General features: G+C 52.9%; 27 protein-coding genes and 4 tRNA genes. 7 read left to right on the plus strand and 24 right to left on the minus strand.

The features are described 5' to 3' along the window. Position 1: 1 nt before the first annotated feature. Positions 2-1,765, minus strand: coding sequence for a 2-oxoacid:acceptor oxidoreductase subunit alpha (locus tag JQC72_RS02630; protein WP_205492564.1), 1,764 nt, complete (start codon positions 1,763-1,765; stop codon positions 2-4). A gap of 534 nt (positions 1,766-2,299) precedes the next feature. Between JQC72_RS02630 and JQC72_RS02635 the strand changes: the two genes are divergently transcribed. After that, complete coding sequence (locus JQC72_RS02635; protein ID WP_205493223.1) at positions 2,300-3,754, plus strand: aminotransferase class I/II-fold pyridoxal phosphate-dependent enzyme; 1,455 nt, start codon at positions 2,300-2,302, stop codon at positions 3,752-3,754. Between the two features lie 425 nt (positions 3,755-4,179). Here the strand turns inward: JQC72_RS02635 and JQC72_RS02640 are convergent, their stop codons facing one another. The 3 genes from JQC72_RS02640 to JQC72_RS02650 form a co-directional block, all read right to left on the minus strand. Next, positions 4,180-4,320: a GapA-binding peptide SR1P gene (locus JQC72_RS02640; protein WP_205492565.1), complete on the minus strand. Its 141-nt coding sequence runs from the start codon at positions 4,318-4,320 to the stop codon at positions 4,180-4,182. 241 nt (positions 4,321-4,561) lie between these two features. Continuing rightward, positions 4,562-4,864, minus strand: coding sequence for a DUF3055 domain-containing protein (locus tag JQC72_RS02645; protein WP_205492566.1), 303 nt, complete (start codon positions 4,862-4,864; stop codon positions 4,562-4,564). Between the two features lie 278 nt (positions 4,865-5,142). Next, a complete protein-coding gene (locus tag JQC72_RS02650) occupies positions 5,143-5,583 on the minus strand; it encodes a hypothetical protein (RefSeq protein WP_205492567.1) in 441 nt (146 codons plus the stop codon). Between the two features lie 246 nt (positions 5,584-5,829). On the opposite strand from JQC72_RS02650, the gene JQC72_RS02655 reads away from it, so the two are divergent. Then, a complete protein-coding gene (locus JQC72_RS02655) occupies positions 5,830-6,231 on the plus strand; it encodes a DUF1885 family protein (protein WP_205492568.1) in 402 nt (133 codons plus the stop codon). An 83-nt stretch (positions 6,232-6,314) separates the two neighbouring features. After that, a complete protein-coding gene (dinB, locus tag JQC72_RS02660; RefSeq protein ID WP_205492569.1) occupies positions 6,315-7,535 on the plus strand; it encodes a DNA polymerase IV in 1,221 nt (406 codons plus the stop codon). Between the two features lie 299 nt (positions 7,536-7,834). Here dinB and JQC72_RS02665 read toward each other — a convergent pair whose 3' ends face one another. The 8 genes from JQC72_RS02665 to JQC72_RS02700 form a co-directional block, all read right to left on the minus strand. Further along, positions 7,835-8,368 (minus strand): phosphatase PAP2 family protein, encoded by a 534-nt coding sequence (locus JQC72_RS02665; protein ID WP_205492570.1) that lies wholly within the window; start codon positions 8,366-8,368, stop codon positions 7,835-7,837. A 97-nt stretch (positions 8,369-8,465) separates the two neighbouring features. Continuing rightward, positions 8,466-9,584 carry a M23 family metallopeptidase gene (locus JQC72_RS02670; protein WP_205492571.1) on the minus strand — a complete coding sequence of 373 codons (1,119 nt, stop codon included), beginning with the start codon at positions 9,582-9,584 and terminating at the stop codon, positions 8,466-8,468. 134 nt (positions 9,585-9,718) lie between these two features. Beyond that, positions 9,719-9,793: transfer RNA gene (locus JQC72_RS02675), tRNA-Val, on the minus strand. A gap of 18 nt (positions 9,794-9,811) precedes the next feature. Continuing rightward, positions 9,812-9,887, minus strand: a tRNA-Ile gene (locus tag JQC72_RS02680). A gap of 8 nt (positions 9,888-9,895) precedes the next feature. After that, a tRNA-Asp gene (locus JQC72_RS02685) sits at positions 9,896-9,972 on the minus strand. Between the two features lie 5 nt (positions 9,973-9,977). Further along, positions 9,978-10,053, minus strand: a tRNA-Met gene (locus tag JQC72_RS02690). A gap of 80 nt (positions 10,054-10,133) precedes the next feature. Then, positions 10,134-10,328 carry a hypothetical protein gene (locus tag JQC72_RS02695; RefSeq protein ID WP_205492572.1) on the minus strand — a complete coding sequence of 65 codons (195 nt, stop codon included), beginning with the start codon at positions 10,326-10,328 and terminating at the stop codon, positions 10,134-10,136. Between the two features lie 280 nt (positions 10,329-10,608). Beyond that, positions 10,609-11,139 (minus strand): phosphatidylglycerophosphatase A family protein, encoded by a 531-nt coding sequence (locus JQC72_RS02700; RefSeq protein WP_335342381.1) that lies wholly within the window; start codon positions 11,137-11,139, stop codon positions 10,609-10,611. Positions 11,140-11,780: 641 nt separating this feature from the next. Here JQC72_RS02700 and JQC72_RS02705 point away from each other — a divergent pair. Together JQC72_RS02705 and JQC72_RS02710 are read left to right on the plus strand one after the other, a co-directional pair. Continuing rightward, entirely contained in the window at positions 11,781-12,290 is a 510-nt protein-coding gene (locus JQC72_RS02705; protein ID WP_205492574.1) for a YjcG family protein, read from the plus strand. A gap of 256 nt (positions 12,291-12,546) precedes the next feature. Then, positions 12,547-12,990 carry a GNAT family N-acetyltransferase gene (locus JQC72_RS02710; RefSeq protein WP_205492575.1) on the plus strand — a complete coding sequence of 148 codons (444 nt, stop codon included), beginning with the start codon at positions 12,547-12,549 and terminating at the stop codon, positions 12,988-12,990. A 95-nt stretch (positions 12,991-13,085) separates the two neighbouring features. Here JQC72_RS02710 and JQC72_RS02715 read toward each other — a convergent pair whose 3' ends face one another. From JQC72_RS02715 to JQC72_RS02735, 5 genes are all read right to left on the minus strand, one after another. Next, positions 13,086-13,931 carry a PHP domain-containing protein gene (locus tag JQC72_RS02715; protein WP_205492576.1) on the minus strand — a complete coding sequence of 282 codons (846 nt, stop codon included), beginning with the start codon at positions 13,929-13,931 and terminating at the stop codon, positions 13,086-13,088. 3 nt (positions 13,932-13,934) lie between these two features. Further along, on the minus strand, positions 13,935-14,630 hold the full coding sequence (locus JQC72_RS02720; protein WP_205492577.1) for a hypothetical protein: 696 nt from the start codon (positions 14,628-14,630) through the stop codon (positions 13,935-13,937). A 144-nt stretch (positions 14,631-14,774) separates the two neighbouring features. Beyond that, on the minus strand, positions 14,775-16,220 hold the full coding sequence (locus JQC72_RS02725) for a YecA family protein (protein ID WP_205492578.1): 1,446 nt from the start codon (positions 16,218-16,220) through the stop codon (positions 14,775-14,777). A 178-nt stretch (positions 16,221-16,398) separates the two neighbouring features. After that, the gene (locus JQC72_RS02730; protein ID WP_205492579.1) at positions 16,399-17,421 is read right to left on the minus strand and encodes a 3D domain-containing protein; all 1,023 of its coding nucleotides are present in this window, start codon (positions 17,419-17,421) and stop codon (positions 16,399-16,401) included. Positions 17,422-18,135: 714 nt separating this feature from the next. Next, positions 18,136-19,218 (minus strand): VanW family protein, encoded by a 1,083-nt coding sequence (locus JQC72_RS02735; RefSeq protein ID WP_205492580.1) that lies wholly within the window; start codon positions 19,216-19,218, stop codon positions 18,136-18,138. 176 nt (positions 19,219-19,394) lie between these two features. Between JQC72_RS02735 and JQC72_RS02740 the strand changes: the two genes are divergently transcribed. Both JQC72_RS02740 and JQC72_RS02745 read left to right on the plus strand, forming a co-directional pair. Beyond that, positions 19,395-20,723, plus strand: a complete 1,329-nt coding sequence (locus JQC72_RS02740) for a cytochrome ubiquinol oxidase subunit I (RefSeq protein WP_205492581.1) — start codon at positions 19,395-19,397, stop codon at positions 20,721-20,723. A gap of 18 nt (positions 20,724-20,741) precedes the next feature. Further along, positions 20,742-21,770, plus strand: coding sequence for a cytochrome d ubiquinol oxidase subunit II (locus JQC72_RS02745; RefSeq protein ID WP_205492582.1), 1,029 nt, complete (start codon positions 20,742-20,744; stop codon positions 21,768-21,770). Positions 21,771-22,044: 274 nt separating this feature from the next. Here the strand turns inward: JQC72_RS02745 and JQC72_RS02750 are convergent, their stop codons facing one another. From JQC72_RS02750 to JQC72_RS02780, 7 genes are all read right to left on the minus strand, one after another. Next, positions 22,045-22,752: a gamma-glutamyl-gamma-aminobutyrate hydrolase family protein gene (locus JQC72_RS02750; protein WP_205492583.1), complete on the minus strand. Its 708-nt coding sequence runs from the start codon at positions 22,750-22,752 to the stop codon at positions 22,045-22,047. Positions 22,753-23,054: 302 nt separating this feature from the next. After that, complete coding sequence (locus JQC72_RS02755) at positions 23,055-23,273, minus strand: DUF378 domain-containing protein (RefSeq protein ID WP_205492584.1); 219 nt, start codon at positions 23,271-23,273, stop codon at positions 23,055-23,057. Positions 23,274-23,373: 100 nt separating this feature from the next. Then, a complete protein-coding gene (gene ispG, locus JQC72_RS02760; protein ID WP_205492585.1) occupies positions 23,374-24,468 on the minus strand; it encodes a flavodoxin-dependent (E)-4-hydroxy-3-methylbut-2-enyl-diphosphate synthase in 1,095 nt (364 codons plus the stop codon). A 432-nt stretch (positions 24,469-24,900) separates the two neighbouring features. Further along, the gene (locus JQC72_RS02765) at positions 24,901-25,149 is read right to left on the minus strand and encodes a YkuS family protein (RefSeq protein WP_205492586.1); all 249 of its coding nucleotides are present in this window, start codon (positions 25,147-25,149) and stop codon (positions 24,901-24,903) included. Positions 25,150-25,224: 75 nt separating this feature from the next. Further along, the gene (locus JQC72_RS02770) at positions 25,225-25,386 is read right to left on the minus strand and encodes a hypothetical protein (RefSeq protein ID WP_205492587.1); all 162 of its coding nucleotides are present in this window, start codon (positions 25,384-25,386) and stop codon (positions 25,225-25,227) included. Further along, positions 25,373-25,570, minus strand: a complete 198-nt coding sequence (locus tag JQC72_RS02775) for a YqzE family protein (RefSeq protein ID WP_205492588.1) — start codon at positions 25,568-25,570, stop codon at positions 25,373-25,375. Before JQC72_RS02775 ends, JQC72_RS02770 begins: the two co-directional genes overlap by 14 nt. A 45-nt stretch (positions 25,571-25,615) precedes the next feature. Continuing rightward, the gene (locus JQC72_RS02780) at positions 25,616-26,137 is read right to left on the minus strand and encodes a shikimate kinase (protein ID WP_205492589.1); all 522 of its coding nucleotides are present in this window, start codon (positions 26,135-26,137) and stop codon (positions 25,616-25,618) included. Positions 26,138-26,149 lie beyond the last annotated feature (12 nt).

Raw genomic sequence — 26,149 nt, forward strand, 5'->3', positions numbered from 1 at the left:
CTTACAACCCCACCTCCTGCTTCAGTTTGCAATGCGCCAAAATCTCCTCCACCGTAAACGGATCCCCGCTGAATTTCAGGCAGGAATGGATTTTGTCATGGAACCCGACACGTGCGCGGATCAGCTCCGCGAGTTGTCCTGTGGCATTGTTTTCCACGACGACAATTCGTTCCGCGCCGGACAGATACCGTTTGACCAGCGCATCCGGGAACGGTTTGACCACCTTGATCTGCAGGTGACCCACCTTTGCTCCATTTTCCCGCAATTGCTTGACCGCTTCTCCGATCTGCGCACGGGTGGAGCCGAAACCGACCAGCGTCAACTCCGTCGTTTCCGGGCCGTCGTATTCCACACCCAAAGCGGACGGGTCGAAGGCATCCAATTTGCGCATCCGTTTGGCCATTTGTTGGACGCGGGTTTCCGGATCTTCGATCTCCTCATTGGCTCCCTCATCGTGTTCGTTGCTCATCGCCACAAACCGACCGTTTTTCTGCCCGGGAATCGAACGTTTGGAAATCCCCGACTCTGTAACAGCGTAACGGCGGTATTCGCCGGGTGCCAATGCCAGCAACTCTTCGTCCGAAATCAATTCGCCCCGGTCGATGGTCACTTTTTCAAAATCGATGGCACCGACCGGCACCGATTGTTTGGACATTCCCAGATACAAATCGGTGGCCACAATCACCGGGCATTGGTATTTCTCCGCCAGGTTGAATGCCTCAGCCGTGTAATAGAAACACTCCTCCACCGTCGAAGGCGTCAGCACGATGCGCGGAATTTCCCCATGCGAACCGTAGACCAGTTCATTCAGGTCGGACTGCTCTGTTTTGGTCGGCAACCCGGTTCCCGGACCGCCCCGCATGACATCCACGATCACCAGAGGCGTTTCCGAAATCCCCGCCAGGCCGATTGCTTCCTGCATCAGTGAAAGTCCCGGACCCGAGGTGGACGTCATCGCGCGTACACCGGCGTAGTTGGCTCCGATCGCCATGATGCAGGCGGCGATTTCATCTTCGGCCTGCAATACTTTTCCGCCGTATTTGGGGAAATGAGCCAATGCGGTGTACATGATCTCCGTGGCGGGCGTGATGGGATACGCTGCCAAAAACCGGCACCCCGCGGCCAACGCCCCCAGTCCCACGGCTTCGTTTCCGGAGATGAACAAATGACCGCCGCCGTCATCAGCCGGTTGCGGATTGGGCAACTTTTTCAGCACGCCGTACCGGTCCATGGCAAATTCAAATCCGGCTCGGACAGCCGCTTTGTTGCTCTCTACCACGGATTCCCCTTTTTTTCCGAATCGCTCTTCGATCAGCGAGTCAAATGCGTCCGCCGACAATCCGACGATCGCCGCGGAGACCCCGCTGGCCACCATGTTTTTCATAATCGGGCTTCCCAGCTCTTTGGCCATGTCCGTCACGGGAACGGGGCACAGTTTTACCTGAAGTCCGTCCGGAATGACAGGGGACTTCAACTTTCCGGAATCATAGATCAATACGCCATCTTCCGTCAATTCATGAGCGTTTTCATCGATGGTCCGTTGATCGAATGCGACCAAAATGTCCAGATCGTCCCCATGATATCCCACGGGGCTTTCCGCCACCCTCACTTTGTAGTTGGTATGGCCCCCCTTGATGAGCGACATAAAATGACGGTACGCAAACAGATAATAACCCATACGATTGAGTGCGGTGGCAAAAATGTCCCCGGTACTGTCAATCCCTTCCCCTTGGGCACCGCCCACTTTCCATGTCAAGGTCGCCATTGTATTCACCCCTTTACATGTTTATACAATCCGGGCACAAAAAACGCTCCGTCGCTTGAACTCTCCACCACCCCCTACAGACAGTTTTATTATTGATGCTACTGAAAAAGCTCAGAAATTGCAAGCCGAATCGAAAAAGTAATTTTTCTCCATTATTTTGGCGAAAAAACCCACCAACCGAAACCGGTTCCAAATCCGAACACTTCGGCATCACACGGATCAACCCGCAGAGCGACGCCTCGCCGGATGGTTCTTTTGACAAAATCCTGCGTGCGGTATCCAATCCCCTACCCGGTACACCCAATGACCGGGTTGATGAGCAGTGTGTCCTTCCCATTCAAGCAGATGATCCGATCCTTGTACTTTGGTTGGGGTGATCACTCCTTCGTCGCAATCTTCACACTTCAGCACCCAAGGGTTTCGATACCGACGGAAAAAATTCCTCCCATCCTTCATTTTCTCTCTTCAGTTTGCGTTCTGTTTTTGTTATACTTGCCGAGTGAATCTTTATGTAAAGAGAGGCATGCAACCATGATGCCCAGACAGTATCAAACACCGCTGTTTACCAAGCTGAAAGAACACGCGGCAAAGAATCCGATCCAATTTCACATACCCGGACACAAAAAAGGGCATGGCATGGACCCCGAATTTCGCGATTTCATCGGTCCCAACGCGCTCTCCATCGATTTGATCAACATTGCGCCCCTGGATGATCTGCACCATCCGCACGGTGTGATCCAGGAAGCGCAGGAATTGGCGGCGGAGGCGTTTGGGGCGGATTACACATTTTTCTCCGTTCAGGGAACCAGTGGTGCCATTATGACGATGGTGATGTCCGTCTGCACACCGGGAGACAAAATCATCGTCCCGCGCAACGTTCACAAATCCGTGCTGTCCGCCATCATTCTCGCCGGCGGCCATCCGGTATTCGTGCATCCGGCCATGGACGATCAGTTGGGCATCGCGCACGGTGTCACCGCCCGTGATGTGGAAAAAGCCCTCCGCGCCCATCCGGATGCCAAAGCGGTGTTGTTAATCAACCCGACCTATTACGGTATAGCCGGCAATTTGGCCGAAATCGTCGATCTGGTTCACCGTTGGAACATTCCGGTGCTGGTGGACGAAGCGCATGGGATTCATACGCATTTCCACGAACGGCTCCCCATGTCCGCGATGCAGGCCGGGGCAGACATGGCCGCCACCAGTATGCACAAACTGGGAGGATCGCTGACGCAAAGCTCGGTCCTCAACGTCAAGGGCGAGCGTATCAATCCCAATCGGGTGCAATCCATCATCAGCATGCTGACGACCACATCCACATCGTATTTGCTCTTGGCTTCGTTGGATGCGGGGCGGCGTTTTTTGGCCACGCAAGGTCACGCTCAATTCGAGCGGGCATTGATGTTGGCCGATCAGGCGCGCAAACGGATCAACGAAATCCCGGGCATCGTCTGTGTCGGCCGGGAAATCCTCGGATCCGACGCCACATACGATATGGACGAGACCAAGCTGACCATCCATCTCAAACATTTGGGCATTACCGGTTATGAAGCGGAAAAATGGTTGCGTCAGAACTGGAATATCGAAGTGGAACTGAGCGATCTGTACAACATCCTGTGCCTCGTCACCCCCGGCGATTCAGAAGAGACGATCGGCTTGCTGGTAGAGGGGCTGCAGGATTTGTCCCGGCATTTTTATTCGCCCGACCGGAAAAACGGCGGTCCGATCCGCCTGCCGGATATCCCGGAGTTGGCAGTATCACCGCGGGACGCGTTTTATGCGGAAACGGTCGCCGTCCCGCTGGAGGAGTCGGTCGGTCGCATCATTGCCGAATTCATCATGATTTATCCGCCGGGAATCCCGGTATTGTTGCCCGGTGAACGCATCACGCAACAAAACATCGATTACATCCGCGAACATATGCAAGTGGGATTGCCCGTCCAGGGTCCCGAAGATCCCGATATCCGAATGGTACGCGTGATCCGCTAAAAACCCGCCCATCCTCATGGGTGGGTTTTTAGCACCTTGAATCGCACAAAAAAGCAAACACCACCCGTCAGAGGGGTGGTGAGTCTGCTGACAAAACGGTCCGACGTATGATCAGATTTCCCGGCTCTCTCCCCCTGCACCCTGCAAGGAAGCCGAACAAGGCCGTTGCAAACCGGAGACACAGGAATGCGGGCAAGCCTCACTTTACTTCAAGTAGGTACTTGCCCGCGAATCAATTCCCGTTCTTCGAGGTTAGGGCCAGTAGCTCACCCGGAAAAACGTTGCGTTCATTTGCCGGACGCTTTCCGCAATTCCCGTCGAGTACAAAGGTTCAGAGCGGAAAGCGTGGACTTCGCCAACAACCTGACCACCTGTTCCGAGGGGTGGTGAATCCAACGGCTGTGCCTGTCGGTTTTGTATTTTGGTCATGCGGTTTGCGATACTCTGCGTTGTTCGCGCTGTTTTTCCTCACCGCATCCAGGACATTTGCCGTACAACACACCGGCTTTCTCGGCTTCCGTGAAGGCGATGATCTTGTCGCACTGTTGGCAGACAATCACTTCCATGAAAAATCCCCCTCACGCGGAAATGTAACCGCTTCAATTAATATGTCACTATTAGTATAATATGATGTCATATTTATGTCAATGCACACCGAATAATTGGGCTTATTTCACCAAAAATAAAACCGCGAGGTACGGGATTGAGAAACACTTTCTCCCGTTATACCTCGCGGTCGGTTTCACTCCTGCAATGAGCGGCGGTATATGGTGGATCAACCAAATCGGACATGACTGTCATCTCCGTTTAATACTCAGACTCGGCTTCCAAGGTGAGTCCGGGAAGATTGTTACTGAAAAAGACAGCCAATTCCTCTGCTTCTTCTTTGGACCTCAGATTGTACACCTTTTGCAGGTATTCCAGATTCTCCACATCATCCTGTGACAACAGAGAGGAGCGTCCCGTCTGCATACAAACGACCAATGGCTTTCCGAAAAACATGTTGGTGTACACGATCCCGAAATCATAACGACCGTTTTCCGAAACAAACCCCACAAAACGCACCTTGGCTTGTTCAGCTTCATCATACAGCCGTTCATAGAGACTCACACAGATCTCCTCCTTTGCAAAAGTTTGTACGCCAAAAGGAAGCCATATCCTTTATATTATGATTTCGCCACCGGAATGATACCCGGAATGATCCCTCGAGGAATATCGTGATATTTCGGCACAAAGAAAGGGTTAGGGATGTATTACCCGTTTCTCGTAGTCTTCAAACCCTGTCAAGCCTTCTCTCATAGAGACGGGTACAAGTTGAAGTGATGGGCGTGAGGACCGCTGATGGGGTCTGATCTACGCAGTGAAACCCGGCGGCGATCAAAACGTGATCATGAATTGCACTCTTCCGACTTCGACTCAAACAAAGAAGCCAGTTCACAGAAAAACGCGATATCCTCCTCATCGATCTGATCGCTCGGCTCACCGACCACCACCAGTTCACCAATCAAGTGATGGCCACGATAAAACGGGACGAACACTTCGGTGCGCTTGCCCCTCTGTTCCCGGACGACACCGCCCCGGGCGGCTGCCAAGCTGTGAAGCCCTTCGCCGAAACGAACCCGGCAGGGATACGGATTGGCTCCTGCATAGCCCAGACATTCAAACATGTACGATTTGGTGAGGTAAATGCCGACAAATCGATATGCCGCCACTTTTTCATATAAACAATCGATGACAAAATGATACAGTTCTTCGATGCCTCCGTCCATTTTGTCCGACATGACACCGATTTCTGAGCGGAGTTCATCCAACAGGTCCGATTTTCGCATGCACATCTATCCCCCATCGGACACTGAAAGTTAGATATTAGTGTATCATAAGGAAGTGTGCAAGACAACATATTTTCACAATATTTTATAGTTTTATTACGAATCGACCAACATCGGTTTTCTTTCTTGAATAAGCCCGGCCCGGAGTGGCACGATTCTGATTTGTTTGTGAAAACATCCCGGAACGTGCTAAGATGATTATGTTGCAGGTGACGGAGAAAACCCCATATCGCAGAGGTGACATGCATGAACCAAGTGGCGACGATCCGCCTGGTGGAAGGTTCGATTCAATCGGAAATCGAGTTGCATCAGGTGAAGGAGCATCTGGAACGATACCGGAAGATGAGCGCCTATACCGGTCAGCAGTTGGACTGGGACTACGCCGCCGCTGCGTTTCCGTACCGGATCGAGGAAAAATCCAAAGATGGACGGTCGTGGTTGGTGTTGACGGGAACCGATCCCAACCTGTACAAACATCTGGTAATCGGAGTGGCAGAACCGGACCGGATCCAAATCATTCTCCCAGCCGATTCGACTCATGGAGACAAAGCCAAAGCAAACGAATTGTCCCGGTATCTCGCCCGTTCCCTGAAAGCGGAACTGTACCTGTTCAATGGACGGGTCATGTATTTCAACCCCAGAAAATAGCGCCTGAAAACCCATCATTTTCCTCTCCTCATTTGTTTGTTCCGTGGTAAAATAAGAACAAACGTTCGTGAGGAGGGAGCGAGATGACTGCCCGACGCACCGTATTGTTGGCCGATATGAATGCCTTTTACGCCAGCGTGGAGCAGATGCGCAACCCGAATCTGCGCGGACGCCCCGTCATTGTCTGCGGCGATCCGGCCCGTCGGCGCGGTATTGTCCTGGCCGCTTCATACGAAGCAAAAAAATACGGTGTGAAAACCGGGATGGCCGTCCATCAGGCCAAGGAGCTGTGCCCCCATGCCTGCTTGGTCCCACCGCGTATGGAACGGTATTTGCAGGTTTCGGTACGGATCGTCGAAATTCTGAAACAGTTTTCACCGCTGGTCGAACCTTTTTCGATAGATGAGGCATTTGTGGAAACCACCGGATGTGAAGCCCTTTTTGGTGACGGAGAGACGACGGCCCGGCTGATCAAGGAACGCATCTTTCGGGAAACGGGTCTCCGTTGCTCCATCGGAGTCGGGCCCAACAAGCTGATGGCCAAGATGGCTGCGGGGTTGGAAAAGCCGGACGGATTGACCGTTCTGACGATGGAGGATCTCCCCCGCCGCATCTGGCCCTTGCCGGTAATCGAGCTGTTCGGCGTCGGGCCGCGCATGGAGCGGCATTTTCACCGGATGGGGATCCGGACGATCGGTGATTTGGCCCATGCCGATCCGGAACTGCTGCAACACCGTTTCGGCGTGATCGGGCGCGTGTTGCACCAATCAGCCAACGGCATCGATCACAGCCCGGTCGATCCCCATTCATTGGATGAAAACAAATCGATCGGACATCAGTTCACCTTGCCCCGGGATTATGAGACCGAATCGGATATTCGCGTCGTCTTGCGGGAGCTGGCGGAGGAAGTTGCCGGTCGGGTGCGTCGGGCGGGCGCCATCGGACGAACGGTGTCACTCACCTTGAAGGGGATGGACTTCACCTCCGTTCACCGTTCGTATACCTTGCCGGAACCCACCAACATCGGGCGGGTGATTTTTGAAGGAGCCATGCATCTGTTTCGCCGGCATTGGAACCATGCTCCCGTTCGGCTGGTGGGGATCAGCCTGGGCAACTTGGAACCGGAACGCAGCCTGCAGCTGGACCTGTTCGGGCGTACGGCCAAAGACCAGCAGCTGGCCGATGCGATCGACCGCATTCGGGAACGGTTTGGCACGACGAGTATTTTGTACGCCCGTTCACTCACGCCCGCCAGTGTTTTCTACGACCGAGCGGGCAAAATCGGTGGCCACTGCAAATCATGAAAACAAAAAAAGCGCACCCTTTTTCATTGCGGGTGCAGCGTAGGAGCGAAATTGCTCGGAACTCACCGGAGGCACTTCCTTGGCCGCCGTGGATTTCTCGCTTCATCCGGCGTGGAACCCACATCCATCCACGATGGCTTTGTCCAAGCCCGGGTGATTTTCGCTTCACGAGTTTTTGCGCGCATCGTAGTTTGAAGTGGTTTTCTCTTTATCAACGCACAAGCCGCTTTGAACCGGAGCCGTTTGCCCGCGACCGGTCCGCTGCGCTTTCCGTAGTTCGCTCACTCAAACCGAATACCTCAGCCCGCGCCCAGCAACGCACAGGCACCCAATGCGAATCCCGTACCCAACACGGCCCCCATCACCACATCCGTCGGATAATGGAGTGCGAGATACATCCGGGAAAGACCGATCAGACAGGCCAACGGCAACCAAATCGCCGCCGACCATGGTGCATGGAGCACAAACACGGTGGCGATGGAAAACGCGGCCGTCGTATGCCCGGAAGGAAAGGAATAGTCCGTCAAGGCATCGGGAAACGCATACAACTCACTCAATCGCAAATGAGGGCGGATGCGGGGAAGATAATGTTTGCAGGCCCGTACGGCCAAGTGGCTGCCCGCCAGAGCAGCGAATCCCTCCACCGCCCATTGCTTCATCGGAGAGGAAGTGAACAACCACCAAACAACCAAAAACGTGATCGTGCAAAAAGCACCACCCAAATGAGTCAACCGGCACATCAGCCAGTCCATCATCCGAGACTTCCACTGGCGGTTGACATAACACACCAACCAAACATCCATCCGCTGAATCCGATGGACCAGACGTTGCATCTGTCGCCCAACCCCCGTCAAGCGTGTTCCTATTCAGCCTAAACGACGCAGATGAAGAAACGATGAACAGCATGTGAACATTTCATGGAGAGCATATTCAGTGGTTGAACACGCGCTCCAGGATGTACCGGCGTTCAGCCGGTGTGAAATACTTCCAAAACCAGTCCCCGTAAATCAAGAGATCCAGATGCAAGTGAAGATCATTGCCGTTGTGTTCCACTCCCGAATGCGTGCCCGAATTTCCGACATAGCCGATCAGTTGACCTTTTTTCACATGTTGTCCCACGTAGAGGCCATCCGCAATCCGGCTCAAATGCGCATAACGGGACATCACGCCTTTGTCATGCTGAATCCAAACCGTCCGGCCCCGCATCTTGTCCAAAATGTACTGTGGAGTCTGCCCATCGTTTTGCTCGCCGATCCGCAACAAACGCTCCCGCTCGGCATCGGACATCTCGCGATAATCCTTGTCCGCCCTGACCACGATTCCGTCCGCCACCGCGTAGACGGGTGTCCGGGAATCGATCGTCACCCCGCACGCATAACCATACCAGTCGAGTCCTTCGTGTACGCCGTTACGATACCTTCGCGGCGCCCCCGGCAAGTGCGATTCGCGCTCACTTACTTTGGCTCCCCGGATGGGTGTTTGCAGGAAAGACAAATATTGAACCATTTGGTCGGGCGAAAACGATGCGCTCGGATCTTTCATCGGAGCCGACTGAACCGGCACCGCATCCATTACACTGATCAAAGCAGTGTTTCGTTGGAAGCGGATGGTTTTTCCCAAGCCATCCCTCAGAGCGGACGAGGGAATCCACACCTCATTCCCCCACACTTGGGGCCGCTCCGTCATCGGCAGGTAGATCCCGTTGCGATTCAACACGGGTGCCGATCGCAACATCTCCAACACCGTATTGCCTTCACGGATGGTGATGATGCCTTCCTTGGCTTGGTAAGAGACTTGGATATGTAGCCGTTTCAAGTCGTTCAAACGAAAATAGACCGTTCCATCCACAGACCGGAACGGCAGAGCAACTTCGGAGGAGGAGCGATTGGCTTTGGAAGCGGGTAACCGAAACGCCGAGGAATGTTCTTCCACCTGTTGATGCCATTCCCGCAACCATGTACGCCAACCCGCGTCGTCCCCCTGCTGTGTGAACACGATCAACAGCACCGCCAACAATGCGGCTGCGATGAGGACGATTGGTCTTCCCATGACGGTCTCCCTCTACTGTTTTTCGAAAAGATCCCCTACATGGACAATCCCATTGTATCACACGACTCACCCCCACTATCAAGAATGGGGGTTTTTTTCACATAATAGAAAAACACCTCATATAGAGGTGTTTTTGGTGGGCAGTATAGGAATCGAACCTACGACCTCTTCCGTGTCAAGGAAGCGCTCTCCCTCTGAGCTAACTGCCCAAGTGAAGGTATTCGTATTGGTGGGCCCAACAGGACTCGAACCTGTGACCAATCGGTTATGAGCCGACCGCTCTACCAACTGAGCTATAGGCCCATTGAGAATGGCGGAGCTGACGGGACTCGAACCCGCGACCTCCGGCGTGACAGGCCGGCGTGAACTCCAACTTCACCACAGCTCCGTATTTGGTTGCGGGGGCAGGACTTGAACCTGCGACCTTCGGGTTATGAGCCCGACGAGCTACCAACTGCTCCACCCCGCGTCGCTCTTTTCATTCATGCCGTTTTCGCTGACGACAACTATAACTATACAACAGGCTCGAGAGGAATGCAAGAGGTTTTTTTATTTTTTTTTCCGAACCTCAGTTCTGTCCCACAAGTAGCGTACGCCGTAACGGCCACGCTTCGATTGAAACACTTCGACCTCGGCAGGGCTGTCGTAACCGTAGACCCACCAATCCTCCTGGATACGGGCAGCCAAACAACGTGCCTGAAATCGCGTGTCATACAATTTGGCCCAATAAATCCAGCAAGACATCGGTGTTCCCTCCTGCGGAAGAATTCACTCGATATTGTGCCTAAACCAAGCTGCATTCATGCCAAAAGGGCAATGGCACATTTTTTCCGCGGATGAAGCGAAGACTCGTCTTGGCGCATAAGATATAGCACAAACGGTTCCCCCGTTTGTTTAGCCATCTGATCTGCCATTGGACAGATGTTCCCTCCTCTAATCCAACCCGAGTGCCGGAAGGCGCTTGGGTCTTTTTGATGCGAAACAAAAAAGGCCCGCGCTTTTTCGCGCGGGACAGACTGTTCCTTCAATTGGATGGTGATACAACCGCTTTTTCCTCTTCATCGCGCAGCCGGTGAGCCAGCCGGCTGGATGCGGCGGCCGCCACGCTGGCGACCAAATCGTCAATAAACGTGTGGACAGGACCTGATCCATCTTTCTTTGTATCCAGTTGTTTGATCAATCCGATTTTTTGTTTGTCGAGATGGCCAAACGTGGTGACAGCGATGCTTCCATATCCCAGCACCGACCCAAGGGCCAGCGTTTCATCACATCCGAACAATCCCTCATCCGTTCTCACCAAGGTTTGAAGGGGTTCTGACAACATTCCCTTTTCCGCCAACATGTCCAATTCCGTTCCCACGAGAATGGCATGCTGGATCTCCCGTTTTTCCAATACAGCCTGTACACTTTGCACACACAGATCGAGCGTCAGATTTTCGTTGTAGGGAGCTTGCATCTGATATACAATTTCGGCAATCCCTTCGATGGTGACGCCGCGTTGTTGCAGTCGTTCCATCGCCGCCTGTTTCACTTCCCGGCTGTGAACACGCTTCACGATCCGGTAACCCTCCTCTCCTGCTCCCACGCGGGAGCCTATGTCTATCATAACACACACCGGAGTGCGTTGCCCCACACAGCTGAAGCGAGCTGAAGCGCCAGGGGACATTCCCTTTGGTCGCCGTGGGATTGTCGCTTCATCCGGCGTGGCAACCCACATCCATCCACAATGGCTTCATCCAAGCCTGGACGGTTTCGTTTCAAGCGTTTTAGCAGTTTTGCGTGTTTTCACACTGATGACTAGATTGTACCAAAGTCCTGTCGGACTTGCGAGAAGACAGAAGCCCTCCCTCATCCTCGCATCCCAACTCTTCAGGTGCCGGTTTCCCGCTCGCGTTTGATAAACGGGTACGCGCGAAATCTTTCTTTCACCGCCCTTCATCAGCGGCAGGAAAAGGGGGTATAATGAAAATACAACGTATTGCACGTCCACTCGTCGTTTCTATTCGTGGGAAATTTCGGAAAGAAATACACCCCGGTGCTTGAAGAACGCATTTTGGGTGGCCTTTTCCCACTCGCTCCTCCAATGATACCCTCAAAGGTCGCTTGCAGGAAAACGGTCACCCTTCACCAGGTTCTCTGAATCCGGCGAAACCTCAGCCTGCACGGCGAAGACAGCGTCAAAAGGAGGGAGTTCATATGAAATATGGCATCGCGATATTCCCGCAAAAACACGTCCAAGATTTTGCAAACTCCTACCGCAAACGATATGACCCGCACTATACCCTCATCCCGCCACACATCACGTTGAAAGAAGCGTTTGAAATGAATGAGTCCGAACTGGACAAAGCCGTCGACCATTTGGAAAAGGTGGCCGAAGAGTCTCAGCCTTTTGAAATCCGATTTCATAAAGTAAGTCACTTTCATCCGACAAACAACGTCATCTACTTGGCCGTAAACAATGATGAACCGCTCCGCACGCTGCATGAAAAAGTCAACTCCGGTATACTGTATCACCCCCATCGCTACCCGTTCACTCCTCACTTGACCATCGGACAGGATATGTCTACCGACGAATTGCACGACGTCTATGGGAGCCTGCGGATGTGCTCATTGGATCTACATACCGAAGTGGACCGTTTTCACCTGTTGTATCAGCTTGAAAACGGTTCCTGGAGCGTATATCAAAGCTTTCTTTTGAAAGGGTAAAACATCCGGAGTCGCTCACGGGAAAACCGGAGACCCGCCCCTCCAACAAAGGGTGGCCGTTTCCCCCGAGCGACCATTGAGCGCAGCGATTCCGGAGCGAGAGAGTAATCGGCGAACGAAACACGCATGGTTACAACATTTGTCATCAACCTCGAAAGGGCGAATGCCCTGTTTTTCTTTTTTTATCTGATTTTTCCTGTTGCATGCGGTGGGAGATCGGGAATACCAATAATGAGTGCAAAGGAGGCATTGCAACTTGAAACAGGCCGAAACCGACATCAAAGAAGCGCAAACACCTGAAGAACTCGCGGAAGTACAACGTATCCGTCGCCAGGTGTTCGTCCACGAACAACAGATGCCCGACATCATGGAAAAGGATCGGCATGATGATTTCGCCATCCAACTGCTGGCTTATGATGAAGACCGGCCGGTCGGCACTTTGCGCCTTCGCTGGCTGGACCCGAAAACGGCCAAAATCGAACGCGTGGCGGTGCTTCCCGAACTTCGCGGCACCGGAATCGGCCGTTCCATGCTGGAGTCCGTTGAAGCTTACGCGAAGCGGAAAGGAGCCGAACACTTGGTGTTGAGTGCACAATTGCACGCCCGGCCGTTCTATGAAAAATTGGGCTACCATACCGAAGGAAAACCTTATGAAGAGATGGGCGTCAAACACATTTGGATGAACAAAAAACTGGCGTGACACTCGACGGGAAAGACAGGCCCCGCCAACGTGCCCGGATGCAGCTGCACGGCATCAGCATGAACGAGGTCGCCGGCCAATTTGATCATTCGCACTCATTTTCGCTTCCTTGCGGCCGATTTGAGCCGTTCCACCTGTTCATAGGCCACCGTCTTGGTACCGATCGGTGCATGAAACATTGAGCCGTGCCGTTCACCATGAAAATCAGATCCGGCGGTAACAATCAACCCGTGCCGTTCCGCCATCTCCAGGTAGCGTTCAGTGCACTCCTCATCATGATCGGGATGGTACACTTCCAACCCCGCCAAGCCGTGGACGATGATCTCCTCCACCAACGCGTCGTTTTCATACAATCCCGGGTGAGCCAATACGGGAACGCCGCCGGCTTCCTTGATCAATTCGATCGCTTCAAACGGGGTAATCCGTTTCGTGGTGACATAGGCGGCTCCATCTTTCCCCAAATACCGATCAAACGCCTCATCCATCGAGCGAACAACCCCCTTGTCCACCAATATTTCGGCAATATGGGGTCGCCCTACATTCTTTTCGGATATGGCGCCTCTCTTCTTGGCCTGCACTTCTTCCCACGTGATCGCAATGCCCAATTCGTTCAACTTTTCGATGATTTTGCGGTTGCGCTCTTCCCGGGTGTTCCGGAGGGACTGCAACCGCTGCAAAAACCATTCCTGTTCCGTATCCACGAAATACCCCAACACATGGACATCCTGCCCGTTCGCTAACGTGCTGATCTCGATTCCGGGTACCAGCTCCATTCCCAGATTGGCCGCCGCGGCTGCCGCTTGAGCCACTCCACCCACGGTATCGTGATCCGTGATCGCAATGGCCCGAAGTCCCGCTTTTTTGGCCAACCGTACAACCGCTTCCGGAGAATACAGCCCGTCCGATGCTGTCGTATGAATGTGCAAATCCACACGCGCCATGACTCAATCACTTCCTCCCGATTCCAATTGACCCAACCATCCCAAGCCGTGCCGTTGCATGAATACACGCCATGGGAGATGGGGGTGATGTTTTTTTGTATGAGTGTAAACCCGTTCCAAAAAACCCCGCACATCGTCCGATTCTTCTTGCGACATCACCCGTATCGGTCCGACGGGCAAATGATGGACACCCACTTTGACCGGTCGGGCGATCACAGACACCCCTTCCCGCCATCCCTCGGTCGGCCAATAACGAGGGTCGGCCGTCAACGGCGGCAAGTCCGAAACCATTTCTTTCAGAATCCAGTCTTCTCCCGCGCGTGTCACGGAAAATATGGAGTAATAAGAAGCAATCAGTGTACTCACCCAGATCAATCGGCTCTTTTTGTCCAACCATGCTCCACCGCCGGCGTCAAGATACTCTTGGATCAGGCGGCGTTGGCGGATATTCAGATAATCCAACGCATACCAGATACGAAATACCTGTTCGGCCAACCCGGACATCGCTGCCGGCTGATCCGGTTTTCGACCGGTCAGTTGTTGAAAAATATGGCGGGCACGCACTTTTTCACGCAACAGCGTACGTTTTTCCGCAAATGCCAACACATCGTCCAACAGCCGGTAAAACTGCCTTTCTTTTTGCCGCTGGCGGACTCTTCTCCACCGCAAAAAATCTACATGGTGCTCCTCTCTAGGCAAAAAACGATCCCCTCCCCTTCTCATCATACCCTACTTTGTTCCCTCACAGGATGAAACGGATTTCGCATTTTTTCCTCCATCATTCATTTTTCCTTCAATCAATGGCGCAACAAAAAAAGCGGCCCGCTCCCCTCGGCCGCTTTTTCACCTTTCTTCCATCGTTTTCTCCACCGATTGATCCCAATCGTCCAACAACACCGGATATACCGCTTCCACGCGGTGAAGTGATCCATCGTTTGCGACTGTTCCTCTCAACCAAAACCGGTATTCCGCCCAGTTCGGTGGAAAGCCCCGCAAATTGAGCGGCAACCACTTTTTCCCTACCAGCAACACGGGGCCGGACGGCGGAACGGCCAACAAATAGGTTCCCGTCATGGCCGTTTCTTCGGCTGTTTGATTTTGAACCCCGTGTTGCACCAGCCATTTTCTCACTTCAAACGCCAAGGGCAACGACTGGATCAAGGAAGGATACACCCTGCGATAGGCGGCATAGACGGTTTCGATTCCTTCGCCATCCAACCAGCGGAAGAGATGTTTGATCGTGTTGAGAAAAATCTTGGCCTTCACCGCATTGCCGCCAACACGGTCGACATACCAGACACCGCAAAAATGGGCGAGAATATCCTCATTGAACCGGGACCAGGTGAAGGATTTTCCGAAATACAGGGAAATGTATTCCACCAAGTACTCAAGCGAGCGTGCAAACAACGCCTGGGTACGCGGTTGATACTCGGAGACCGCATTCATAAAAAACAGCTCCAAATGCTGGGTGACCAAATCCGGCAGCCCTTTTTCTTCTTCTTTCAATGACGGCAGAGAAGGCAGGGCACGGACTTCAGCAGTTGGAGCCGCTTCATCCCGGGAAGCCTGTGCTTGACTGGAAAGCTGGTCCCATTCCTTGGCTCGATGTATGGCCCAACCCAAGACATGCAACCCGTTTTGCCGCCAGAACTCCCGCGCTCCCGCCGGATCCCGGGGGACTTGTTTTTCCAGATGCATCAAGATCTCCCCTCTCATCTGTTGTCTAAACATGGTGTAGGGACCAAACAATTCGTAGCGATTTCCCAATCGAGAGAGGCGTCCGATCAATACATCACCTTTATGTAAAGGCTCAAACACCTTGGTTACATAGGTTCCCTCACCGAGGATCGGTTGGAGCACCACTTCCTGATCTCCGGTGTGACATACCTCGTAGCATCCGAGATGAACATCTCGCAACTGATCGGCCACCTCCAGCCGATCCGTTTGCAGTTTCGCCGCCTCTCTCCATGCATCGATCGGTCGACGGCCGTCGACACACGGTGCGTCCAGCATCAACCAAAATCGATAAGCAAGTGTATATTTCGAAGGGAGAGGTTTGGCGGATGGAAAACGCAGAATCTCTTTAAAGCGTTTCTTCCATTTTCTCTCCTCTTCCCTCGAAACGTGTCGTTCAAACCATTCCTTCAGATCCTTGAGGATTTCGTTTTTGATCTGGATTTCCCGCTTCTCACGAAGTTGTTCGGCCGCCTGAATGGCCACGACACGTTCACAACATTTTTTGTATTTTTTTCCACTCCCGCAGGGGCATGGATCATTTCGACCAACCATGGTTCACACTCCAAAAGGATATTCCTTACATTCAGTATATCTGAAATGGACACAAGAGACAAAAGAAAATTGCAAAAAAATCCATGAAATGAATGTACAGGGAAGAATTGAAGTCCCCTCGCGACAATGTTCTCCATAAAAAGAAAACCTGCAGCAACTTCGCCGCAGGTTTCTGCGTCTAATCTTTTAGAATGTAAATCGTCACATTTCGACGACCCCATTGGATTGCCTCCTGCTCCGACTCGAAATACAGATCGATAATGTTCCCTTTGACGGCACCGCCAGTATCCTCGGCCACGCCCACACCGTAGCCCGGGATATACATCTTGGTCCCCAGCGGAATCACATCCGGGTCAACTGCGATCGTTCCGCGGCGAGGCGTGGTGCCGGTCGCGGTTTTGGCGTTGCCGCTGGAAGTGTATCCGGTCGCTTCCACATCCATCGTTTTGGTATACTCCATACCGGCAATTTTGGACGAACCGCGTTCTTCGGCCACTTGCGTATCCTCTTTTTGTTCTTGGTCTTTTGGTATCTCCGTTCCAGTCCCGACGGCGACAAGCATATGTACAGGGAGAATTTCTTCGATTAAGCGTTCGTCCGTTACCAAAGGTTTGCCGTTTTTGTAGATCAACGCCACTTCGTAAATCCTTTTTCCTTTGACCCCTTGTTTCAGCACTTGCTCTTTACCTTTTTCCAATTTGGGGTCTTCTTTTTTCACCGTCTTGTACGGCGTGACCTCCACTTTCTTTTTGATCCGTTTCTCGATCCGGTCTACGACCAGCAACATGTTGTCGGTGATTTTGGCATTCAGCGGGGCATTTACCTGATCCCACCGATTAAGCTGAATGTGGCGCTCCGCCAAAAATTGTCCCACCGTGCGTTGCCGCGTCGTATAGGTTCCCGTTTTTTCGCCGCCAACCTGCAGTTGGACCCTGCATTGGCACAACAGTTGAACCTTTGCATTGTCGGACAGCGTTCGGTTCCACGGAATACTGGGAATATATTTCTTTTTCAGTTTTTGGATGTCATACCCTTCACTTTCCAATGCTTCTTCCAATGTGCCCCCCATCACACTGGTGACCAAGGGGTGATCTTTATCGCTGAAGGTGATGGTCACATCTTCTTGCATCGCATAGACCAGTGTTCCGGAAAGGAGCAGGATGGACACAATCCCGATTCCGATCAGTAGGATCTTTTTCATCCAACGCCTCCTTCACTGAAAAATACCGAAAAACACGTTTACTATTATAGCAGATACGGATGATGTCCAGCCATGAAAATTTTCCCCGCGATTTTCCATCTCTCACTGTTACGGCCGAAAAACGAACGATCTCTCACCGATCCTTCAAAATGCACCTGATGGAACACAAAAATCCCGCCCATACGGGCGGGTTGAGACTGCTGACAAAGTGTTGAACCACTCCGAATTCCGGGTGCACCGTTTTCCCTCTCGCTCCTGTTTCGCTGGCTCAAAGGTCGCTCGTGGGAAAACGGCCACCCTATTTTTAGGTAGCGGGTACGAATTTCCCGTTGAGCGACTTTAGCTGCCGCTTCGGAGCGGCACGGCCGCGGAGTTTGTCAATAACCTCAAGCCTACTTTAACTGAGCAGGCTTTCCCGCCCATACGGGCGGGTTGTCCACAACGCAGACGGGACGTTTTCTTCCTACGAGAAGTGCACTCGGTCCACACAAGACCGCAGGCGATTCATTCGGACTGTCTGGTGAATCCCCTGCTCCATCTGCGGCCCGGACGGAAGCGAATCATGACCGCTCCGACACGAAGTGACAGGCCGCGAAGCAGACTTCGATTAGAGGAAATGGGCCGCAATTCCATTCCGGCGCTTGCCGGGTCTTCGCTCAGCCGAGTCTTTACTTACCGGGAAAACTTGCGCGGAAATGACCGGACACACCCTGGTCAGCCAACTCTGGCGTATCCAAGCGAAGTACTTTCCGTCCCTTCTTGGCCATAGGAGCGAGGAAGCTCCGACGGCGGAATCGGCGATTCTTCATACTCCGATTTCTTTTCCAACGGCTTCGGCTGGTTCGGCGGCACTTTTTCCGATTCCGGTATCTGCCGTGGCGCTTCCGGTACCGGGTGCGGCTGGTTACGAATTTCTTCCGGACCGTAGATCGACACCGTCAACCTGCCGTACCGTGCATGCGTCACGATCAGTACCGGCTGATTCAGTTGATTTTGAAACCGGAAATCGGCTCCACCCCACGAGACAGTTGCATCCCGTCCGACCGGAACATAAGTGACCTCTTTACTGTGGCTCACTCGCTGGATAATACGCAATCCCGCTTGGTCAACGGCGTTGAACAAGGTACTGGACGTTTGGCAAATGCCTCCGCCGACGCCTTCTGTGTACTCACCACGCACGATGACCGGTGCCGGCTTGTAGCCGCGGGCTACTGTACGCGGTCCGACCACTTGGTTGAATGAAAACACTTCGCCCACATCCACCACGTGATAGTCAATAGCCTTGGCCGACAACCAAATATTGTGGGCGCGATTGGCGTGATGCGGATTGTACAGGGTGGAATAACGTCCGATGCGTTTTTCTTTGATCTGTTCCAATATTTCCGTGGTGATGGATGGATACAGCGTCCGGTACGGTACGGGGAGAGTTCGGTTGACATATTCATGGATATTGTCAAGCCAGTCGTCGATTTTCTGCTGATCCAGTTTGCGACCGTTTTGATGAGGCTGAACGGACCGGTTGACAAAACGGGCATTTTGCGGTGGACGGTATACACGTTCCTCCACCCGTTTTAACCACGTATGGAACGCTCCTCGGTTCAACGTCGTCGGATCGATTCCGTCATAGCCAAATTCACGCAGATCGACGGACCATCGCTGTCCGTCCGATTCCAAAATGAACATTTGCGGTGTGGGAGCCGCTTTCGGATGCGACTGCCCCGACTTCAGAGGTTCCTGGACGATACTGCAGCCATACACCCATAACAGCACCGCCGCGATCATCACCGCTTGTCTCATGGTGACCCTCCTCTCTTCGCTTTTAGTGTGCATCAATTACAGGAGGATACTTGAAGAAATAATCACCAATCATCTGTGACAAATCCGCCAATTTGTTGTTTCGATTCATTGACATCCCACTGAAAAAGGGAAAAAAAGGGTATGATAAAAAAGAGATCACAAAGGAGGGAAACCGTGTGGACGGATTGACAATCAGCCGGCTGTTGACGGCTGAAACACTGGGATTTCACATCATTTGGGCAACCATCGGCGTCGGCTTGCCCATTTTTATCTCCATCGCGGAAGCATGGGGAATCTTCAAGAAAGATCCTCACTACATCCTGATGGCCCGAAGATGGACACGCGGGTTTGTTATCACCGTCGCCGTCGGCGTTGTAACGGGTACATGCATCGGCTTGATGCTCAGTCTCTTGTGGCCACGGTTCATGCAAGTGGCCGGCAATACGATCAGTTTGCCGCTGTTTATGGAAACGTTCGCTTTTTTCTTTGAAGCGATTTTTCTCGGCATTTACCTGTACACTTGGGACCGTTTCCGAAAACCGATCTATCATTGGTTGACATCGATCCCGATCATCATCGGTTCCACCATGTCGGCTGTGTTTATCACGACAGTGAATGCTTGGATGAATACACCGACCGGTTTTTCCGTCAAAAATGGTACGTTGACCAATATCCGTCCGTTGGAGGCCATGCTGAATCCGGCCACACCGAGCAAAGTGGCGCACGTGCTGTCTTCCGCATACCTGACGGGCGCTTTTTTGCTGGCTTCCATCGCGGCTTATTCCATTTTGAAGGGACGTCGCCACGTTTATTTCCAAAAAGCGCTCCGATTGACGATGGTCTCCGGCTTCATCCTCGCCATCGCCACCTTGATCGCCGGGGACCTGTCCGGAAAATTCCTGGCTAAACATCAGCCGGAAAAACTGGCGGCCGCCGAATGGCATTTTGAAACGCAACGCCATGCGCCGCTGGTGGTGGGAGGCATTCTGGACCCCGAAACATTGGAAGTTCGGTACGGTATTGAGATCCCGTCGGCCCTGAGCATTTTGGCAAAAGGGAGTCCTTCTGCGGAAGTGATCGGGCTGAAGGATATTCCCCGACACCTTTGGCCGCCGCTGTACGTTCACTATTTGTTTGACTTGATGGTTGCGATCGGCTTCTACCTGATTTTCATCTCAGCCGTATTCCTCTTCCTCTGGGCAAAAAAGGGAGGGAATGAATGGCACCCATGGGTGATGCGCGGTATTCTCGCCGGTGGACCCCTGTCCTTCCTCGCCATCGAATTGGGTTGGATCTACGCGGAAGTCGGGCGGCAACCATGGATGATCCGCGGCATGATGACGGTGAAGGAGGGCGTGACCACATCGGAGCACACGCTGCCGGTGTTTTTGATCTTCACTTTCCTCTACATCGCCCTGGGCATCATTGCCGTGACCGTATTGATCCGTCTGTTCCGAAACAAAACACCGGAATCGGAACTGGCCGACCGCAACATCATCCTGTAGAAAGGGAGGCGGATGACCGTGCATTTGGAAGCGATCGGGATCACGGTGCTGTGGACTTTTTTGTACGGCTATCTGATCGTGGCTTCCATTGATTTTGGAGCCGGATTTTTTTCCTATTACAGTGCGGTAACCAAACGGGAACACATCATCAACAAGATCATCGACCGGTATTTATCCCCTGTGTGGGAAGTCACCAACGTGTTTCTGGTGTTCTTTTTCGTCGGATTGGTGGGGTTTTTTCCGGAAACGGCGTTTTACTACGGAACCGCCCTGCTGCTCCCCGGCGGAATCGCCCTTTTGTTGCTAGCGATCCGCGGTTCGTTTTACGCTTTTGCCAATTATGGCGCGCGGAAAAGCCGGCTGTATCTCTTTCTGTACGGTGCGACCGGTCTGTTTATCCCCGCCTCTCTGTCTACGGTGCTCACCATTTCCGAAGGGGGATTCATCCGCAAAGAAGGCGATAATGTCATCTTTTTGCCGGATCGGCTGCTGACCAGCCCGTATTCCTGGGCGGTCGTCTTTCTCGCCTTGGTCAGCGTACTCTACATCAGCGCCAGTTTTCTGACGTTTTATGCACACCGCGCGGAAGACCGTCCCGCCATGGAGCTGTTGCGCAAGTATGCACTCGCCTGGAGCGGGCCGACGATACTGGCCAGTTTTCTCGTCTTTGTGGGCTTGTCTCAGCACAATCCTCAGCATTTCGCCAAAACCATGGAGCTGTGGTGGATGTTTGCCTTGTCCCTGCTCTGCTTCCTCGGAGCGGTCATCCTGATCTGGAAGCGTAAAGCGCTGGGATGGGCGTTTGTCCTCGTCATGCTGCAGTTTGCATTCGCCTTCTACGGTTATGGCATCTCCCACCTGCCGTATTTGTTGTATCCGTATGTGACGATTCACTCCGCCTTGACCCATTCCACGATGGGAGTGGCATTGGTGACGGCGTTTATTGCGGGTCTCTTTTTGCTCGTTCCGTCACTGTATCTCTTGTTGCGCCTGTTTCTGTTCAATGCAAAATACGTTCGCGGTGAAAAAGGAGGCCCCCACTCTTGAAGGTGGGGGTCAAGAGCGAATGGTTTGACCGTTGGGCGGTTCCTCGCTTTTTCACCAAGGCAACCCGGTTGAGCTGTCTCAGGAAGCAGATCCATGCCGGATGGGATCAAGGGCGCAACACGGGCAAAATACGCTTCACTCAAGAGGAAATTGCTCATTTGCCCAAGTCAATTCCCGCGCTTGCGGGTCATACTCAGGTCAGTCTTTGGATCAACGGGGCTTTGTCCTTCCCTCGTTTCATTCTCCCACGGATACCACGGGTTCTTTTAAGATGTCAGAAGCGTCGTCCCGCCGCTTCCACCAATGCTTCAAACAATCTCCGGGAAAAAGCGTCCGTCTCCGCCATGCATTCGGGATGCCACTGTACGCCCACAACAAATCGGTGCCGTGCGCTCTCGATTGCCTCAATCACACCATCGGCCGTCCGTGCGGCAATCCGAAACGAAGAGGGGACTCTTCGAACGGCTTGATGATGAAAGCTGTTAACCCGAACGGGATTTCCCTGTGCCAGACGATGCAGCAAGGTGCCTTCCACCAGCTGAATTGCATGTGTGGCATGGTGACGGGGGGATCGCTGATCATGCTGAAGCAAACCCTCACGTTGAGTGTACAAATCTTGATACATGTCGCCGCCCACAGCGATGTTCAATACCTGACATCCCCGGCAGATGGCCAGAAGGGGTTTGTCCCTTTCCAACAAAAGACGGACCAGAGCCGTCTCCATGCGGTCCCGTTCCGGCACAATCTCTCTCAGTCCCGGTAACGGTTCTTCCCCGAACAGCGACGGATCAATATCCCCTCCTCCGGTCAACACCACGCCGTCCAAGCGCTGCGCCATCTCATTTACGATCTCCGGATCATGACAGTACGGAATCGCCACAGGTGTTCCTCCCGCGCGGCGGATCGCATCACTGTATTCCCGCGAGAGCGTCTGTACCCGCTCTTCCTGCAAGGACATCGTCAATCCGATCAGCGGTCTCATGTTTCCGTCCCCCTTCTCTTCCATCCGGGATAAGCCATTCAATCGCTGTTTCAATATACGCATTACCAGGCGGCAACTGTACTGCAGAAATGACCGGATCCAAACAAAAAACAACACCGGTGTTTCCGGTGTTGTGAGTCTCCTGACAAGTGATTCAATGGAATTTCCGATGCACCGTTTTCCTCCGCTCCTGTTTCGCCAGTTCACGGGTCGTTCACGGGAAAACGGCCATCCTCGGGAACGAATCCAAATTTGCCGTCGAGTGCGGAGTTTCAGAACGGGAAATTGATTCCCTCGCCCACTCATTCCGCTTCACGGGCGGGGACCCGATCATCAAACAGGTACTTGATGGAGTAAATTCCCGCCAGTCCCACGAGACCGTAAATCATCCGACTGATGATCGAGGATTCGCGTGTGGCGTCTCCTCCAAAGATGGCGGCGACCAAATCCCATTGGAACAGTCCGACCAGCAACCAGTTCACGGCACCGACTATCACCAATATCAAAGCCAAACGGCCCATCGTAATTCCTCCTTTTTACCGACTCAGCTTCAGTATTTCAATATTTGAGCGGATGTATAACAAAAAAACTCCGGGATTCCGGAGTTCATCAGCATAAAACTCAAACACCTTGTTCCGTTTGTTGTTTGCGGCGAAATTCTTCCGCCAGCTTATCAATCTCTTTCTTCAGTTCTTCCACCATTTTTTCTTCCGGGATTTTGCGGATGATTTTTCCGTGCCGGAACAACAATCCCTCTCCGCGCGCACCGGCGATGCCGATGTCCGCTTCTTTGGCTTCCCCGGGACCGTTGACCGCGCAACCCAAGACAGATACCTTGATCGGTGCTTGTATTTTGGAGATGTATTCCTCGATCTCATTGGCGATGCTGATCAAATCGATCTCGATGCGTCCGCAGGTGGGACAGGAGATCAACGTAGCGGCATTGGCGGCCAATCCGAAAGCCTTGAGCAATTCCCGCGCCACTTTCACTTCCTCCACCGGATCAGCACTCAGGGAAATCCGAATGGTGGAGCCGATTCCCATCGCCAACAACGCGCCCAAGCCGGCAGCGCTTTTCACCGTGCCGGAGAACAAGGTGCCCGATTCGGTAATGCCGAGATGGAGCGGATAACGAAACGTCTCGGCCGCTTTTTTGTAAGCTTCGATCGCCAGACGCACATCGGACGCTTTGAGTGACACGACAATGTCGTGGAAATCCAGCTCTTCCAAAATGCCGATATGGTAGAGGGCGCTCTCGACCATTCCCTCCGCGGTCGGATAACCGTATTTCTCCAAGATCCGTTTTTCCAATGAACCGGCATTGACCCCGATGCGAATGGGGATGCCCCGTTCTTTTGCGGCCTTGACCACCGCTTCCACTTTTTCTCGTCGACCGATGTTACCAGGGTTGATCCGGATTTTGTCGATACCGCCTTCGATTGCTTTCAACGCCAGTTTGTAATCGAAATGAATGTCAGCCACCAACGGTACGTTTACTTCTTTTTTGATCAATGGGATGGCTTCCGCCGCCCGCATGTCCGGCACTGCAACACGGACAATTTGGCAACCCGCTTCCGCCAGCCGATTGATCTCCTCCACCGTTGCTTTGACGTCGTGCGTTTTGGTGGTGGTCATGCTTTGGATGACCACTTGATCATTCCCGCCGATTTGAATGTTCCCCACTTTAACGGGTCTGGTTTCCGTTCGATGGAACATGGATCTGATCGCTCCTTTGTATCGATCCGTCAGATGATGGCGTTTGAAATGAATGAATGAGTCCTGCATTCCACCTATACGAGTATACCATATTTCAGGCAGACGAAAAGGGAGCCTTTTGGCTCCCCGGATCTGATGACTACGTGCCACCATGCGATTTTGGAGCACGCGCAATTTGTCAACAACCTAAGAGAGCCTTTGGCTCCAGGTAAACGGTCACCAAGTTCTGCAAACAGACCGCCAGGGTGTGTCTCCATCAGTCCCTTTTGCCGGGGTTGAGCCTGTTTCTCTCTCGCTCCTGTTTCGCATAAGCTCCGAGGTCGCTCATGGAAAAGCGGTTACCCTTGTCGGTCTACAAAATGCCAGACACGGCTTGTCGGGAAGAAGACGTTTGTCAACCTGAGCTGTATATTCACAGTATCAGGTCATGTATCAGCTTCCCACACGTTCCTGGATTGCGCGGTATACTTCTTCCACCGATTGTCCCTTTACACTGATCACCGGTGCGCCCGTATCAATGTTTTGCATCCCCATCACATCTTTGTCCCCACCTGAAATCACACAGCAATCACACGTGTCAAGCCGGGTCGACGCGTTCAGCGGCACGACTTCATAACCATTGTGACGAAGATATTCCTGCACGTGTTTCAAATGATCTTCCACAGCGATGCGTTTCGCCATGACGGACACCTCCTTCATGGACCATAGGTTTTCACAGACGCACCCAGGATATGCGGGCGATTTTCGAACCTGTGATTACAACGAATCAGCTTGGCGAACGTAGGCGACCAACGCGACATCCTGCTGAAGCAAGCGGTGTAACTCTTGTTCCGCCTGTGAGATCGTCCGCATCACATCAGGACGATCTTCCAGGTTGATCAATCGGTAACCTTTCTTGCTTTGATCATGTGTGTTCATGATCTCCTGATCCGTTCCTTTCCTTTGTGTTCATCATCATGCTCAACGAGACGGGAAGCATGCCGAACCATCGCACAGTCCACGGCTCCTTCTTCTTCTGCAATTGTTTGCGTTCATGCCGAGGGGTTTCCACAAACCATAACAACCGTTCCAACATCATGCGCAGCAAATCCTTGGAAGACAAAAAACAACACCCCCTACGGTCTATCATGACCGCAAGGGGGCGTATTTAAACACGGACTTCCATCTCCCGACGCCACCGCTGTTCAATCATCGACGCCACCTCATAAGCGGTGTGGCCCGTGGTCTCCACTTTCCAGTCGGCAAAATCGTATTTGCCGGCCCGCTCCAGCATCAATTGCCGAACACGCTGCTTCAGGTCTCCCTGCAACAACGGCCGGTTTGTATCACCTGCCAACCGCCGGCAAATCTCATCCGCCGAAGCTTGCAGGCAAACGACCCAACCGTGCCGCTTCATCCGTTCGACATTTTCAGCCCGAAGTACGATGCCTCCTCCCGTGGCAATCACTTGAGGCTTCCCAGCCAACACTTGATGCAACACCTGTGTTTCGACTGCACGAAAGCCCTGCTCACCCTGTTCCCGGAACAATTGGGCGATGGATTGTCCGGTGGTTTGCTCAATGACACGGTCGGTATCCGTCAACGGAAGTCCCAGGCGTTCAGACAGTGCCCGTCCCACCGTTGTTTTGCCGGTTCCCGTCATGCCGATCAGAATCAGGTGCTGTTTCATTTGCTGTGTGTT

This window comes from Polycladomyces zharkentensis, assembly GCF_016938855.1.
In the GTDB taxonomy this organism is placed as follows: Bacteria; Bacillota; Bacilli; order Thermoactinomycetales; family JIR-001; genus Polycladomyces; species Polycladomyces zharkentensis.